At 35.3% G+C, this 15,514-nt stretch carries 9 protein-coding genes and 1 pseudogene; 4 read left to right on the top strand and 6 right to left on the bottom strand.

Annotated features, from left to right (window positions below):
* Window positions 1-224 precede the first annotated feature (224 nt).
* The 3 genes from tkt (at window position 225) to fbaA (ending at window position 5,704) form a co-directional block, all read left to right on the top strand.
* Window positions 225-2,249, top strand: a complete 2,025-nt coding sequence (gene tkt / locus GIY03_RS02100) for a transketolase (protein ID WP_457913491.1) — start codon at window positions 225-227, stop codon at window positions 2,247-2,249.
* A gap of 1,091 nt (window positions 2,250-3,340) precedes the next feature.
* Window positions 3,341-4,504 carry a phosphoglycerate kinase gene (locus GIY03_RS02095; protein ID WP_457913490.1) on the top strand — a complete coding sequence of 388 codons (1,164 nt, stop codon included), beginning with the start codon at window positions 3,341-3,343 and terminating at the stop codon, window positions 4,502-4,504.
* A gap of 120 nt (window positions 4,505-4,624) precedes the next feature.
* Window positions 4,625-5,704, top strand: coding sequence for a class II fructose-bisphosphate aldolase (gene fbaA / locus GIY03_RS02090; RefSeq protein WP_457913489.1), 1,080 nt, complete (start codon window positions 4,625-4,627; stop codon window positions 5,702-5,704).
* Window positions 5,705-8,378: 2,674 nt separating this feature from the next.
* On the opposite strand, the gene GIY03_RS02085 is transcribed toward fbaA, so the two are convergent.
* The gene (locus GIY03_RS02085; RefSeq protein WP_457913488.1) at window positions 8,379-8,594 is read right to left on the bottom strand and encodes a hypothetical protein; all 216 of its coding nucleotides are present in this window, start codon (window positions 8,592-8,594) and stop codon (window positions 8,379-8,381) included.
* A gap of 649 nt (window positions 8,595-9,243) precedes the next feature.
* Between GIY03_RS02085 and maoP the strand changes: the two genes are divergently transcribed.
* On the top strand, window positions 9,244-9,408 hold the full coding sequence (gene maoP / locus GIY03_RS02080; protein ID WP_457913487.1) for a DUF413 domain-containing protein: 165 nt from the start codon (window positions 9,244-9,246) through the stop codon (window positions 9,406-9,408).
* Between the two features lie 1,797 nt (window positions 9,409-11,205).
* Here the strand turns inward: maoP and apaH are convergent.
* From apaH to surA, 5 genes and pseudogenes are all read right to left on the bottom strand, one after another.
* Entirely contained in the window at window positions 11,206-12,015 is an 810-nt protein-coding gene (gene apaH, locus GIY03_RS02075) for a bis(5'-nucleosyl)-tetraphosphatase (symmetrical) ApaH (RefSeq protein WP_457913486.1), read from the bottom strand.
* 2 nt (window positions 12,016-12,017) lie between these two features.
* Entirely contained in the window at window positions 12,018-12,395 is a 378-nt protein-coding gene (gene apaG, locus GIY03_RS02070) for a Co2+/Mg2+ efflux protein ApaG (protein WP_457913485.1), read from the bottom strand.
* An 18-nt stretch (window positions 12,396-12,413) separates the two neighbouring features.
* Entirely contained in the window at window positions 12,414-13,226 is an 813-nt protein-coding gene (rsmA, locus tag GIY03_RS02065) for a 16S rRNA (adenine(1518)-N(6)/adenine(1519)-N(6))-dimethyltransferase RsmA (RefSeq protein ID WP_457913484.1), read from the bottom strand.
* A 208-nt stretch (window positions 13,227-13,434) separates the two neighbouring features.
* On the bottom strand, window positions 13,435-13,695 hold the full coding sequence (locus GIY03_RS02060) for a hypothetical protein (protein ID WP_457913483.1): 261 nt from the start codon (window positions 13,693-13,695) through the stop codon (window positions 13,435-13,437).
* Window positions 13,696-14,199: 504 nt separating this feature from the next.
* Window positions 14,200-15,491: pseudogene (surA, locus tag GIY03_RS02055) on the bottom strand (peptidylprolyl isomerase SurA).
* Window positions 15,492-15,514 lie beyond the last annotated feature (23 nt).

Here is a 15,514-nt window from a genome sequence, read left to right as displayed (position 1 = left end):
ATAATAGGATTTGTGCTTTGGTACATTATCGGTATTACAAATTAAATGATCCTCTAGCATTAATCATAGCTGCCAGATCTTGAAAAATGCCACTGAAAATTAACATAAGTATAATTATATTTATAAGTAGTAAGCTTATTTTCATCTTTTATGAAAGTTTGTTGTTTTAATATAAAGCGATAAAATAAAAAACTTAATTAATTTTAATATAACTTGGAGTAAATATGTCCTCTCATGAAGAGCTTGCTAATGCTATTCGTATACTTAGTATAGATGCTATACAAAAAGCAAACTCCGGTCATCCAGGTGCACCTATGGGAATGGCAGACATCGCTACAGTGTTGTGGCGTAACTACCTAAACCATAACCCAACCAACCCGCATTGGTCTGATCGAGATCGGTTTGTATTGTCTAATGGCCATAGTTCCATGTTGATTTATAGTCTGCTACACCTAACGGGCTATGACTTACCGATAAGCGAGCTGAAACACTTTCGTCAACTTTATTCTAAAACGCCAGGCCACCCGGAATACGGTTATACCCCTGGTGTCGAAACCACTACTGGACCACTTGGGCAGGGCATTGCTAATGCTGTTGGCTATGCTATCGCCGAGCGTACATTAGGTGCACAATTTAATCGTCCGGGGCATGAGATTATTAATCATCGTACGTATGTTTTTATGGGTGACGGCTGTATGATGGAAGGTATTTCGCATGAAGCATGCTCGCTGGCCGGTACTATGAAACTTGGTAAACTAACTGGCTTTTATGATGATAATGGAATCTCTATTGACGGCCATGTCAATGGTTGGTTTACTGACAATACTGCTGACCGCTTTGAGGCTTATGGTTGGCATGTAGTACGTAACATCGATGGCCATAATCCAATAGCTATCACATCGGCTATTGAAGAAGCGCATTATTTTACCGATAAACCATCGCTACTGATATGTAAGACGATCATAGGTTTTGGTTCACCGAAAAAAGCCGGTACTCATGGCGTACATGGTGCTGCATTAGGTGCTGCGGAAGTTGCAGCGACTCGCAAACAACTTGATTGGAAAGGTGCTCCTTTTGAAATTCCGAAAAATATTTATGCTCAATGGGATGCAAAAGAAGCCGGCCAAACTAAAGAAACTTTCTGGAATAGCCAATTTGCTGCTTATACTCAAGCCTTCCCTGAGTTGGCTGTTGAATTTAATCGACGTATGAATAGTAAACTACCGGATGACTGGTCTACCGAAGCAAAGATATTTATCGAAAAATTACAAGCTAACCCGGCTGACATTTCTAGTCGACAGGCATCACAGAACGCATTAGAAACCTACGGACAACTTCTGCCAGAACTTCTCGGTGGTTCCGCCGATTTGGCACCTAGCAACTTAACGATGTGGTCTGGTTCGGAGTCGCTCAATATTAATCTAGCAGGAAATTATATTCATTATGGTGTAAGAGAGTTTGGCATGACGGCTATTACTAATGGGATAGCATTGCATGGTGGTTTCCTGCCATACTCGGCAACTTTCCTAATATTCATGGAATATGCGCGTAATGCGGTGCGTATGGCAGCGTTAATGAAAGTGCGTAATCTATTTATTTACACGCACGACTCTATTGGTTTAGGGGAAGATGGCCCAACTCATCAGCCAATAGAGCAATTAGCTAGCCTGCGCATGACCCCAAATATGAGTACATGGCGTCCGTGTGATCAAGTAGAAGCTGCAATTGCTTGGCAGTGCGGCATTGAGCGTCACGATGGGCCGACTACGTTGGTGTTTTCTCGCCAGAATTTGGTGCAGCAGCCTCGTACTGTAAATCAGTTAGCTAATGTATACCGTGGTGGTTACATACTAAAAGACTGTATTGGTACGCCAGATGTTATTTTTATTGCTACGGGCTCGGAAGTGGGCATTACAGTAGAAGCTGCAGATAAACTAACAATGACGGCGGGGTATAAGGTACGAGTAGTCTCAATGCCTTCAACCGACGTGTTTGATAAACAAAACACTGTATACCGTACATCGGTATTACCAGCATCAACTAAGCTACGAGTAGCTGTAGAAGCAGGTATCTCAGATTATTGGTATAAATATGTAGGGCTAAATGGTGCCATTGTTGGTATGACTACTTTTGGTGAGTCAGCATCAGCGGAACAGTTATTTAAAAAGTTCGGTTTCACTGTAGAGAATATAGTAACCAAGACATTGGCATTATTAAATGCAGCGGATGACATGATTGATAAAGGTTGAAATGTACAATAACAGCAAGGTAGTTATGCATTCTCAAATTCTAACGCTTTCTATATCAAGAAATTTGTTTTATTCGCATAACTAATCTGTCTATAGCTTTAATCAAATACTTATATAGTATATAAGGGAGATCCTTCCATCAGGTTATTTATTAGCGATTTTATACACGCAGTGCTTCAAGTTTTACGTGCCTCGCCTATGCTGCGCGTACCATAGGTTATTCATGTTGTAATTATTGTACTTTAATGGGAATCAGTTTATATTTTATAATATATAGTCTGCTCTGCGCAGCATTTAAGCAGAGCTGTTTTGTTTAAAAGTTCATTGATGTTTAATTCAAATTTTAGTCAGTGTTCTATTTAATAGCAGTGCTAGGTAGTGAGATTTTGACAATATCACAAAATAAAACAGCTATTATTTTTTTGAAAATATTATAAGAACTGCATATTAGTTGTATTTTTGTTAGATATTAATCTGCTTAGTATGCGATATACATTCTAATATTTTAATATTAAAGAATCAGTCAGTTAGTTAGGACTTGCAATATCAAAGTAAGCATTGTAGTAATTTCTGATTTTTTGTGAAAATTGTCAGTAATAGTAGTCTTGACTCAGTGTCTTTTAGGTTGCCCGTAGATACATTTTATGATATTAATTTTATTAACTTAAAGACGTGGTAGTAGGAATGCTGGGTTTTTTGAATATTTTATTAGATAATTTACTATACCGTAAAAGATTTTTTAGTATACATACTTAGACACATGCATTACAGAAAAGTAATAATACGGAAGATTATTATGAGCACGCACAAGGAAATCATTGATGTAAATAAAAATTATAGTACAAGAGACGTGCACAAGATGATGTATATAAACTACTTAGTATGCATTGAATTAGACTGATATCTGCATGTTTATATTGCTATCGTTGATAGCATTATATATCGTTGGTTAAAGTGTATATTTTGATATCATACATAGAGTTTGTCACTTAAGATAACAATATAAGATAAAGAACAGCTATTTCGTTAGTATTGGCTAGTACGTTACCTCATATAGTGTTATAGAGCGTTAATAAAATAGAGGTTGTCTTATGCCTATAATCAAGATGTTTGATCTAAATTTGTCAGGTAAACGTGTGTTGATTCGTTCTGATTTGAACGTACCTGTGAAAAATGGGAAAGTCACTTCTGATGTACGTATTCGAGCCTCCTTGCCAACTATTGAAGCTGCGCTAAAAAAAGGCGCTCGTGTAATGGTAACTTCTCACTTTGGGCGTCCTACTGAAGGCGAATACCACGAAGATTTTTCGTTGCTACCAGTAGTTCTACAATTACAAAAAAAACTAAAGTCTCGAGTGCGTTTAGTAAAGAACTATCTGGATGGTGTGGATATTAATGAAGGTGAATTAGTGGTATTAGAAAATGTCCGCTTTAATATAGGTGAGCAAGAAGATGACGAAATTTTATCAAAGAAATATGCATCACTTTGTGACGTATATGTGATGGATGCTTTTGGAACTGCACATCGCACACACGCGTCTACTTATGGAATTAGCAAGTTTGCTCCAGTAGCCTGTGCTGGTTTATTATTATTCGCCGAGCTAGAAGCACTAAGTAAAGCGTTAAGTAATCCGGCGCGTCCAATGATCGCTATCGTTGGGGGCTCTAAAATTTCTACAAAACTAACGGCGTTACATGCACTGTCTAAGATTGCCGATCAATTAATTGTCGGTGGTGGAATCGCTAACACATTTGTGGCTGCACAAGGTAACTATGTGGGCCAGTCGTTATATGAACCCAATCTCATTGATCATGCACGAAGCCTGTTAAACACCTGTGACATTCCGCTACCAATTGATATACGTGTAGCGACTGAGTTTTCTGAAACTGCGACAGCCACTCAAAAGAAAGTTAATGAGATAAAAGAGAATGAGTGCATTCTAGATATCGGTGATGTCTCTGCAAAAAAACTAGCTATTATCCTGCAGAACGCTAAAACTATTTTATGGAATGGTCCGATGGGTGTATTTGAATTCGCTAATTTTCGTCATGGCACTGAAATTGTCGCCCGTGCAATTGCTAATAGTAAGGCTTTTTCTATTGCCGGCGGCGGTGATACGTTAGCAGCAATCGATTTGTTCGGTATCGCTGAAAAAATTTCTTATATTTCTACCGGCGGTGGTGCGTTTATTGAATTTGTAAAAGGAACAACACTACCAGCAGTTGCAATACTAGAAGAACGTGCTAAGCAGTAGCTTCAAATGCAGGATGTAAAACCGCTCAGTCATGTTATAATACACAACAATGATATTGCGGAATAAAAATTAATTTACTGTTATTTTATTTCTATAATAGATAAAATAAGGCAAAATTGCATGTCAAAAATTTTTGATTTTGTAAAACCAGGCGTGATTACCGATGATGACGTTCAGAAAGTATTTAAAATAGCTAAAGAAAACCACTTTGCACTGCCAGCTGTGAATTGCATTGGTACTGATTCTATTAATGCAGTATTAGAAACGGCAGCAAAAGTGCGTGCTCCAGTGATTGTGCAATTTTCTAACGGTGGTGCCGCCTTTATTGCTGGAAAAGGTTTAAAGACGAATACCCCGCAGGGTGCGGCAATCCTAGGGGCAATTTCTGGAGCGCATCATGTTCATCAGATAGCTAAATATTACAACATACCAGTTATGCTACATACTGATCATTGCACCAAACCACTATTGCCATGGTTAGATGGTCTTATAGAGGCTGGCGAGAAACACTTTATGATGACCGGTAATCCATTGTTTTCTTCACATATGATAGATTTATCTGAAGAATCTCTAGAAGAAAATATCGCAATTTGTAGCGAGTATTTAACTCGCATGACAAAAATTGGCATGACATTAGAAATAGAATTAGGGTGTACTGGCGGTGAAGAAGATGGCGTAGACAATAGCCATATGGATGTCTCTTCGTTATATACGAAACCGTCAGATGTAGCTTATGCTTACGAAAAATTACACGTGATTAGCCCACATTTTACCATAGCCGCTTCGTTTGGTAATGTGCACGGTGTTTATAAACCAGGTAATATAAAATTAACTCCAACTATTCTGCGTGATTCTCAGGATTATGTATCGAAAAAATATCATTTACCGCACAATAGTTTAAACTTTGTATTCCATGGTGGCTCGGGTTCTAGCGACGCAGAGATCAAAGCATCTATAAGATATGGTGTAATTAAGATGAATATTGACACTGATACTCAATGGGCATCTTGGGAGGGCATCTTACAATATTACAAAGTTCATGAAAATTATTTGCAAAGTCAACTAGGTAACTTGCAAGATGCTAATCAGCCGAATAAAAAATATTATGATCCACGAGTATGGTTACGTGCAGCACAGACTAGCATGATAACTCGTTTAGAGCGGGCGTTTAATGATCTAAATACAGTAGATGTTCTATAAAGTCAGTGAGTTTCATAGGCAATATTCTATAAGGCGTGTTGTTTTATGATATGTGCTTTTGTGAAAGATAGTGTTTTGGATTGTATTTTAATAAATACTTCATAAAACTTGAAAATCTCATATTAACTATGGTTAGATGTACAATAGTTTATGAGTAATAAACGTGAAAATCTGATATGAGCGTAGTGTTGTTGATTCGCAATGGTATTCATAATCCTTCTCGTATAAGTAGAATAGATATTCTAACTAGCTTTTTTTTGACATAGTAGTGTTAAAAGATATTGTCATCAATGTTTCTCTTTACTAATTTTCTAGGGTTATTATGACAGTAGTGCTTGATATTAATAATAAGTCATGTAGTCTTGTTGTCTAACGACCCAAGAGGGTTTTAGATAACATTTCTAGTTCAGTCGATACTTTTATAGATTATTAACATGGTGCTGTTCACCTACCTATTCGTTAAGTAATAGTTATAACTTTTTGGGTATTACGTATGCTCTAAACTGAGAAAACTAATAACGTCATAGAATCCTAGTGTAATAATCGTAAGTAATCCTAGTTAAATAAAGTACTTATAGCATTTTGTTATAACGATGCTTTTCAAAATTTGAAGACCTGACAAATGTAGTTGTTATCCTAAGAATAATTTTATTATCTCATATTGCATTATATCATAATGTTACAATGTTTTCCGATGTTCTTCATGAGTTTTAGAGGTTTTTAGGCGCTGCAAGAATAAAACTAAAAGATCATTCGGCATATCTTAATTATATAAAATCTTGTATCACATCTCTTGATTTTAGAGGAGTGAGATGTCGCGTAGCCTACTAGTTTTTGGTTTTACACGCAACCGGTACTGCTGTGCAATAAACTCAGTACTTATTAATTCAGCGTGAACAATGTTGCCGTATTAGACTGGATTGATTGGTGCAACTTTTATTAATAGCTGAAAAGTTTTTAGTTTTGTGTATTTTCCTGCATTTATATTTGTGAATTAGCATACAATAACTAGATACTTGTATCTTGATTGTTCGTTAATTAGTTAACAGTTGACTTGTTTTAGCTCCAGATATCATTAGGATCGAAGAAGTGTCTTGTTATTGATACTACTGATATTGTTTCATGTTCTTTTTCAACAGCGTGCGTTAAAGAATATGTAAAAATTGAAATTATTAGTTTTGGAAAATACGTTTAGCGGTAGCGTCTTAGATAAAATGTTGGTATAGTAATATAGTTGTTATCGCAATGAAGTACATGGGCTGTTAAAAATAGTTGCGTCAATCTAATATTAAGTATTCTTTTACCGTTTTTATAATTATACTCTTTATGTTAAATTTTTATATCTTTTTTTATAATTGCGCATATGATCTCAAGGGTAAATAGTACATCTTATAATTTTTTTCCATCTTTCAAAATGGAGATTTATATTTGCATATCAATCGCTATATAGATACGCAATATAGATTGCACATCTTCTGTATAAAAGTCCTTCTGGCAGCGAACTAAATAGAATTATTCATCCGTAATACAGTCACATATATTGCACATATTAGTTATTTATATTTTATGTATATATACGTTTATCGTCTGGTGTTTAAGAATTACCAATAATTATTACATAATAACTCCTAATGAAGTGCTGATAGTCTATTTCGGAAAAAGTACTGAGTGGCTTATTAGAACGGTGTAGTGTAGCGAAGTAGTGTTTGCCTGTTGTGTTTTATAGCTTTTACCAGATGCAATATACATTGCAAAAGAAGACCGTAAAATTTAACATCTATTCTTATCTATAAGTATTTTCGAGTTTTAGGTAGTTAAAGCGCGTTTTATCAAGGATAAATATATATTTTGCATAGCCGAATTAGTTACTTGAACCATAATAAATAGATTATACCTTGTGATAAAAGTAATTATATATGGATTATAGTGCTAGCTGTGCTAGCTATAATGTTGAAGTTTATCACGTTCATCATATTCAGATGCATAACGTGCTGATCATGTTTCGTTAGAACTTTTTCCGGTAGATAATCAGCTGTATCCAAAATTTTCTTAGTATTGAGTAGGACAATAAGACATCAGATAGAGTGATTATCTTTTGTGGTCTGTTGTATTTTATGAGTTTCAAAGGAAATTCTTTATAATTATGTACTGTATGATATGATATGCGCAATAATCTTTATATTTGATGCGGTTGTATAGAAGCCAGTAAGTAATACCTTTACTGTTAAATAGAATAATCATGCTCATTTAACAGCTGAATAATAAGTTGGGTAGTTATCAGGATTAACCTTTTAAATGACTCATAAGCTATATTTGCAGGATATGAATATATCTGTGTAGGTTTTAATGTATAGACTTAGTATTTTTGTAATTCAGGAACTGACTAATACTTTGATATGATAGTTATTTTAGGGTAATCGTATCGTTCTATATGATTAGAAATTTTTATTTTAGCACTTATGATAAAGGATTTAATCATTATTAGTTGATTAATGTGATTGTTAACTTGTATAGTTATATAACTGTAGATATCACGTTAAAATAATCCTCTTTAGTAATTGCGGTATGTTATAATGGATGTCATTATTAACTGCTAACTATATTACAGCAGACTCAGTCTTCGATTTTTAAAAATATTCTAGAAGTATTAGATTCACGCCGTTTAGGCATATTGTTATAGATAGATGGCATATAATACATGCACGATAATCGCACTTCCAATAACTTCTACTAACTGTAAATATTGTCTTGGATTTTTGTTTTGTGGGAATGCACATCCCTTAATAGTGGTGAGTAATGGGTGCTGTAAATGAGTAGAAGTATTCTGCAATGTTGGAGCATAACAACCTTCTTGTATCCTGCTGGCCTTTAAGTGTAAATTAATACCCATTTCATTTGATCCAATAGCCGTTGGTTCCTGTTTTTGAAGAAGCTAGCTACAATAAGGTATAGCAAAACTGTCTAATAGTTGGTTGGTCAATTCATTCATCTAAAGTAGTTGTTATACTAACGAGCAGATTAGGCTATTTTAATAGATCGGCTTAAATGTGTAATATTTTAATGATACCTATGTTCAATATAATTACATTGCTCTTTCTAATTAGACATATTGTAATTTAAGGGGTTAGATGCGTTTCTTATAATGCAGAGGTGAGATTAATCGATCACTTAGTATCTTCTAATCATCATGTTACTTTTTTTACTAAAATATTAAGTATGTATCAGGTTTTTTTAAATAAAAATACAGTAGCGTTTTACTGTCGGGTGTCAGGTAAATATTATTATGATGACGAATCAATTAATGTAAGTTTAGTAATTTTTTAACTAGCGATAGAGACAGCGTGTCGCAGGTTATGTAAAGTATTAGTATTCTGCAATCCTATGCCAGGTGACATATTCATTATCTTCTAAAAATTACAACTCACGCTATATGTTCGGGTATATCTAAAAAATTTTGTCGTTACAGATTAAATGTTTTACAGACTATTAAGCTTATCTAGTATGCCTCGCTGTAATAAACAGCCATAACAGCATGGGGAGTGGTAGATAGTGCATATTTTATTATAACTCATTGTTCGTGTAACAGTACACATTATCCTCTTGGTTTCTCTCGTTACAGTGATTTTAAAATTAAAGAAGTTCAAGTGTTAGAGCGCTATGGATATACATTTAATGTACTAAACGTGGGACAAGGAATCAGCTAGTGACTACAAAAGAAAAACAGTTTTCTGATTTTTTCTATGGTACATGTGAACTAATTGCTAAGTTAGGGCAATGTCTGGATTAAATATTTAGTGCAGATATAGTATTCCGAAAACATTTCATATTCTGTTTGGTCATCCATAAGCTAATATACTGGAAGATTATATCGATAGCAATGATTAATCATGAGGCTTGCTACTTTATGTTATTCGAAATGACAATGAAAGTACTACAAAGTAGGATCTATGCTGTAGTTACCAAACAAACCTACTACATAGAGCCTATCAATGCTTTATTTTTTCATAAAATAGTAAACATGTATGTTGCTTATCAGAGTCTTTGCCAGATAAGCATCTAATGTATTAAATAATAAAAGTTTTCTAGAAAGATAGTAATTTACGAACCTGAAATACTTTAAATGAGCGTCAATAAATAGTGCTTCTAATACTGCTTTTGTAAAACGTGCATAGTATATTACTAATAGTAATCTATCTCTATGTTTTTTTAAAATGTTTTTCTGACTATTATCTTAATTGTAACTTTGTTAGCTTGTATGTTGTTATATGCTGACACTATAATGCGTATTAGTGCATTCAGGTGAGGTTACTAAGCAAGGAGTGTATAGTTAATATATAAAAACGTAACTAATACTTTGCATAAAGTGCTTAGGACATCAAACTGCTTTGCAGTTAGCATGGGATCCTAGTAAAGTGCGCTTGTACAGATTAGTGGTTTACAAGAGAAAAAGTTTAGTGTTATCGTAAGATAATCTCTTGTACTTATCTTGTGGCAGATATCGTAATGTTACTGCGCGACATTTAATACAGTGGTATAATTTTTAGCTTATAACTGAGAGGATGCAAGATTTTAGTAGATCAATTACCTTCATATTTATATTTTAATTCGATATTTGGTCAGTATTAGTCTTTAATTCTTTTATTAGCTTATACGTTTATTTAAGGCTTATCTTAACATCGTGGTTAAGAGTGTAAATAACTATAATGAGTTTATTCAAACAATATTACTCTTGGTATTCTAGGTAACTCGAATACCTTATATTAAATGACAGATTCAATATCTGGATAATAAATGCACTAATATTATTAGTGGTAGCTACTGTGAGATATGCATGCAAAATTTAGAATAATAATGCAATTCAGCATTACACTCAATGTGGTCTATAGTAAAACGCTGCATTGGTAAGAGGATCAAAGATCTGTGTCTTTGAAGTGCAATATTTTATGTTAGAGCACTGTATTTATGGTTATCATTTTGCGTATAATTTATTTAGGGATATAAATCAGCCTAGAGATTTTTCTTTTTTTTGCAAGTCCAAAGTTTTTCCTTGGAGATGAATGCTGATATAAGCACAGTGCAAAATATGAGCTATTTTTCATAAGTATAATATTGTGCAAGAATCCGTATAATTAATTATTTTAAGCATAACTTTAGTATTAAAAAATTGACTTTATAAATACTTCTCTTCTCGAAACCTTTGATAAACCATAGCTCATATTTATTGATGTCCTTTTATGTTTAATTGTGTCTGTTTTTTATTTTTTTATTAATCTGAGCTACGTACTTATATGATTTTAGATATTAAAACTGTTGTATTTGATATTTGAGGACGCACTGAGACCGCGTCCTTGCTGTGTAAATAATTTTAAACTGATTAATTATGCCGTTTCTGTTATTTTTTAATTTTTAGTATAGCGTTTATATAAGGTCAGTAAATATTCTTTTACTGAAGAATCTTCACTTGCCTACAAAACACTAGTTTCGCTCTAACATTTATCCTACTATTTAGCAGGTTGTATAAAGTAACGACGGTCTTCCCATCGTAGCATGGTGAGTGCTCCTCCCCAGCAACAGCCAGTATCAAGCCCAATAACATTTTTCGGAGTACCTTGCCCATTGAGAGACGCCCAATGACCAAAGATAAGGGTATATCTAGAATCCACTAAGCGTGGTAGTGAAAACCAGGGCTGTAATGGTGCGGGTGCAGTGCCAGGAGCATCTTTATAAATCATATCAAGCTGGCCATTTGGAGCGCAGTAACGCATGCGTGTCAATGCATTAATACTAAAATGAAGACGTGCGAATCCATTTAATTCTGGCGTCCAATGATTTGACTTATCACTATATATATCTTTCAGAAACAACAGCTTATTATCACTACATAAGCATGACTCTATCTCATGTGAACATATTTTTGCATCTTGAATTTTCCATTGTGGTGGAATACCCGCATGTGTCATTATTATTTTTAGTTCATCATCCACTTGTAGCATAGGTTGGCAACGTAACCAGTTAATTAATTCATCAATATCTGGTGCTTCTAATAGAACACTCATACGGTCTTTATGTGTAATACGCCGAACACCAACGTATATTGCTAATAGATGTAAATCATGATTACCCAGAACAAGGCGAACCGCTGGCCCCAGCGAACGAACAAAGCGTAACACCTCTAGAGAATTAGGTCCGCGAGCTACCAAATCACCAGTCAGCCATAATTGGTCGCATTTTGCATTGAAGGAAACTTGTGCTAAGAGCGCCTGTAGTTCATTAAAACAGCCATGGACATCACCAATAAGATAGGTAGACATACTTAATGGACCAGTGATGGGATAGATAAACGGAATACAGGAATATCACAACGGAAAGACTGACCTTGCTGGTCAATCATGTCGTAATGCCCTTCCATAGTAGCTAGCGGTGTTTCGAGAATAGCTGCACTGGTGTATTGGAATTCGACACGGGGTGGAATTAGGGGCATTTTACCAACAACACCAATGCCTTTTACTTCAGTCTTATGGTTGTTGCCATTAGTGATTAACCAATGACGACCAAGTAGCTGTACGTTAAAATTTCCTAAATTTTGGATAGTGATAGTATAGGCGAAAACATAACGTTCTTCTTCAGGTATAGATTGTGATTCCATATAAATACTATGAACTTGTATATGGATATAAGGCGAATAAATCATGACAATAACTCCTTATTGTTATATAATTGGCTTATTTATAAGCCAATTAACCAACTGACAGTACTGTACGACAGAAAGATTCTCTGCTCGTAGGGAGATATCTAAGCCCAGTGCTATTAACTGTGTTGGTGTGAACAAATTATTCAGGCTGTTACGGATGGTTTTTCTGCGTTGATTGAATGCTTGAGTGGTAATTCGGCGTAGCATACATACATCGTCGACTGGGTTAGGTATGACACTATGTGGAATTAAACGCACTACAACAGAATCAACTTTCGGTTCTGGGGTAAATGATGTTGGTGGAACTTCTAGTACCGGAATAATCTTGCAGTAATACTGCGCCATTATGCTTAAACGTCCATAGGTCTTACTATTTGGATGAGCTATTAGACGGTTCACCACCTCTTTCTGTAACATAAAGTGCATATCATGAATTACTTGAGTATATCTGAAAAGGTGAAATATTAGCGGCGTCGCAATATTATATGGTAAATTTCCAAACACTCGGAGCGGTTTTCCTGCTTTTTTAGCGATTTCAAAGAAATTTACCATCATGACGTCTTTGTGGTAAATCGTTAACTTATCTTTTAATAGCGAATGATTTGTTAGCCGCGCTACTAAATCGCGATCTAACTCAATGACTATCAGGTGATCTATGTGTGACCCGATTGGATTGGTTAATGCGCCTAGGCCCGGGCCAATTTCAACAATAGCTTCCTTTGGTTGAGGGCGAATGGCAGCAACAATGCTGTCAATAATCAGCTGATTAGTTAAAAAGTGTTGTCCGAAACGTTTGCGGGCACAGTGCCCTTGATGCACTCTATTATTCATTATGTTTACTTATTATTTTATGCAAGTTGCAAAGCTTTTTTTTTAAATTATTAGTATGAGTAGTAGCACTGTCAATTAGTTCTAGAGCAGTGCTGTCATCTACAAGAGTACGAACAAAAGGCAAATTCAGAGTAATATTTACTATATGAGTAACGTTATAATATTTTATATTGGTAAAGCTTGATCATGATATATTGTGCGTACTACATCAAGTGTTTTTTAAATACTTAGGTTGAAATAAAGTATGCGTTAGTAGCGGATTATTTAGGTGAACGCCGTTACTACGTAAAGGTTCACATACTAGAAGTATGCTATCGATTTTTCTCGTTCCATATAACCGTTTTCTTTTAGTTTGTAGTAGAGTCCATAGACGTAAATCCGTGGTAAAGGGATTGAATTTAGTTGTTAGATTCTTATCGAGAATACGGATAACGTCGCATAGGCTTTGCTGCGCGACGGCATCTGGCAACTGCTAGCAGAGACGCATAATAGTAATAACTGGCGCTACCTGCAGTTTCTTAGTAACTAGTATTATTACTACCCATTGCAGCCACTTAAAATGAGTAAATAATTTTAGCACGATCAATAAATAGTATACTTAGTGTTATGAGTGGCGTTGTTATTCACTGGACTGGTAATTAATGCTACAGATGCGCTAATGAAACAGCCATTACAGACGCCTTATAGTGTTTTCATACTGTTCTGTTCAGTGTTGTTGCTGTAGCGTAACTGGGTATATAGTAACTACTGGTAGTATGGTAAGTATGCTGCACATATTGTGGCTGAGTTAATTATTTTGGTAGATACTCACGTAGTTTTAGTAGCAGGTTTAATGGGTCCGTACGTTCAAGTAATAATATTGATTTTACGCATACTACGAATTCAATAAACCAATTCTTTTGTGCTAGCACTGTTATTAATCTGACGCTATCCCAGCAGGTTCGCTCGGAGTTATTGTGCGATGCGTATATTGTTAAGTATGAGCGTCAAGGATTTTCACATAGGCTTGAGCACGTAGTTCTTGCATCCAAGCGTTGGATTCCTCAATAAACTTACGGTTGAATAATATGCGATAAGCATGATTTTTTTGCGCGGCATCAGTTGTGTTAATTTGACGTTTATCGAGCAATTGGATGAGGTGCCAACCAAAAGCAGAGTGTAATGGTGCACTAATTTCACCTTTCTTTAGCTTTAATAGCGCGCTGCGGAATGCTGGATCATAGAGATCTGGAGACACCCAGCCAAGATCGCCTCCTTGTAATGCAGAACTTGGATCTTGAGAGATTTTTATTGCTTCATTATAAAATTTCGCATGATTGCTTTTAATTTTTTTAGCTATTTTTGTTAACTTTGTGCGAGCTTGCTCATCGCTCATAATTACTGAGGGTTTTAGTAGGATATGGCGAGCATGTACTTCAGTGATGGAGGTTGATGGACTGGCACTACGGGTATCATTGACTTTTAAAATGTAAAAGCCAACGTTAGAGAGAAAGGGGCCAATAATAACCCCTTTCTTGGTATGCACCAAATGTTCAACAAACAGGGTCGATAGCTCTTGAAGTTTAATCCAGCCTATATGTTTTTTTTTATAAGTTGAGAATGCATAGGGTAGGAGATCGCTAGCTTGCTAAAATTAGCACCATGATATAATTTACTCATAAGTTTTCCAGCGAGCGCCTCTGCAGTATTTACTTGCTGCTGCGATGGATTTTTCGGCAAAGCAAGTAAAATATAGCTAAGATTCACTTCGGTATTATTACCGTATTGAGTACGTAGTTGTTTGACTAGCACATCTACCTCTTTTGGTAGAATCGTTACGCGATGGCGTACTGCATTGTGACGGACTTCGAAGATCAGCATCTCTTGACGGATCTGAGAGCGATAGGTATTATATGACATTTTCGCATAAGATAAATGATTTTGCAATTGATTAAGGTTTATCTTATTTTGCATGGCGATATTAGTAATGGCCTGATCGAGATCTGCATTGGATACGGTAATGCCTGTTTTTTTAGCTATTTGTAGCTGAAGATTATTTATGATCAGACGATCAATAATCTGTCGATATAACACATGATTTGTCGGCAGTGACTGACCATCTTGCTGTGCATTGAATGTTACCCATTGTAATAAGCGGTTGATTTCGCTCTCGAGTATGATGTTATCATTTACAATAACAGCAATTTTATCTAGTTCTTTAGGTGCTGCAAATGTAACATGAACGTACACTATCAATAATAGAATCAGCGTTTTCCAATTTTTCATGCATTCCCTAGTATCCAATCTAT

The organism is Candidatus Gillettellia adelgis (assembly GCA_020541285.1).
GTDB classification, from domain to species: Bacteria; Pseudomonadota; Gammaproteobacteria; order Enterobacterales; family Enterobacteriaceae; genus Gillettellia; species Gillettellia adelgis.
The sequence above is the reverse complement of the archived record's forward strand: the minus strand, read 5'-3'. Positions and strand labels throughout refer to the sequence as shown.

Bases quoted from the DNA above. Each gene is read 5' to 3' on its own strand.
- apaG (WP_457913485.1), bottom strand. From the start codon at position 12,395: ATGATTTATTCGCCTTATATCCATATACAAGTTCATAGTATTTATATG.
- fbaA (WP_457913489.1), top strand. From the start codon at position 4,625: ATGTCAAAAATTTTTGATTTTGTAAAACCAGGCGTGATTACCGATGAT.
- rsmA (WP_457913484.1), bottom strand. From the start codon at position 13,226: ATGAATAATAGAGTGCATCAAGGGCACTGTGCCCGCAAACGTTTCGGA.
- GIY03_RS02095 (WP_457913490.1), top strand. From the start codon at position 3,341: ATGCCTATAATCAAGATGTTTGATCTAAATTTGTCAGGTAAACGTGTG.
- tkt (WP_457913491.1), top strand. From the start codon at position 225: ATGTCCTCTCATGAAGAGCTTGCTAATGCTATTCGTATACTTAGTATA.
- apaH (WP_457913486.1), bottom strand. From the start codon at position 12,015: ATGTCTACCTATCTTATTGGTGATGTCCATGGCTGTTTTAATGAACTA.
- GIY03_RS02085 (WP_457913488.1), bottom strand. From the start codon at position 8,594: ATGGGTATTAATTTACACTTAAAGGCCAGCAGGATACAAGAAGGTTGT.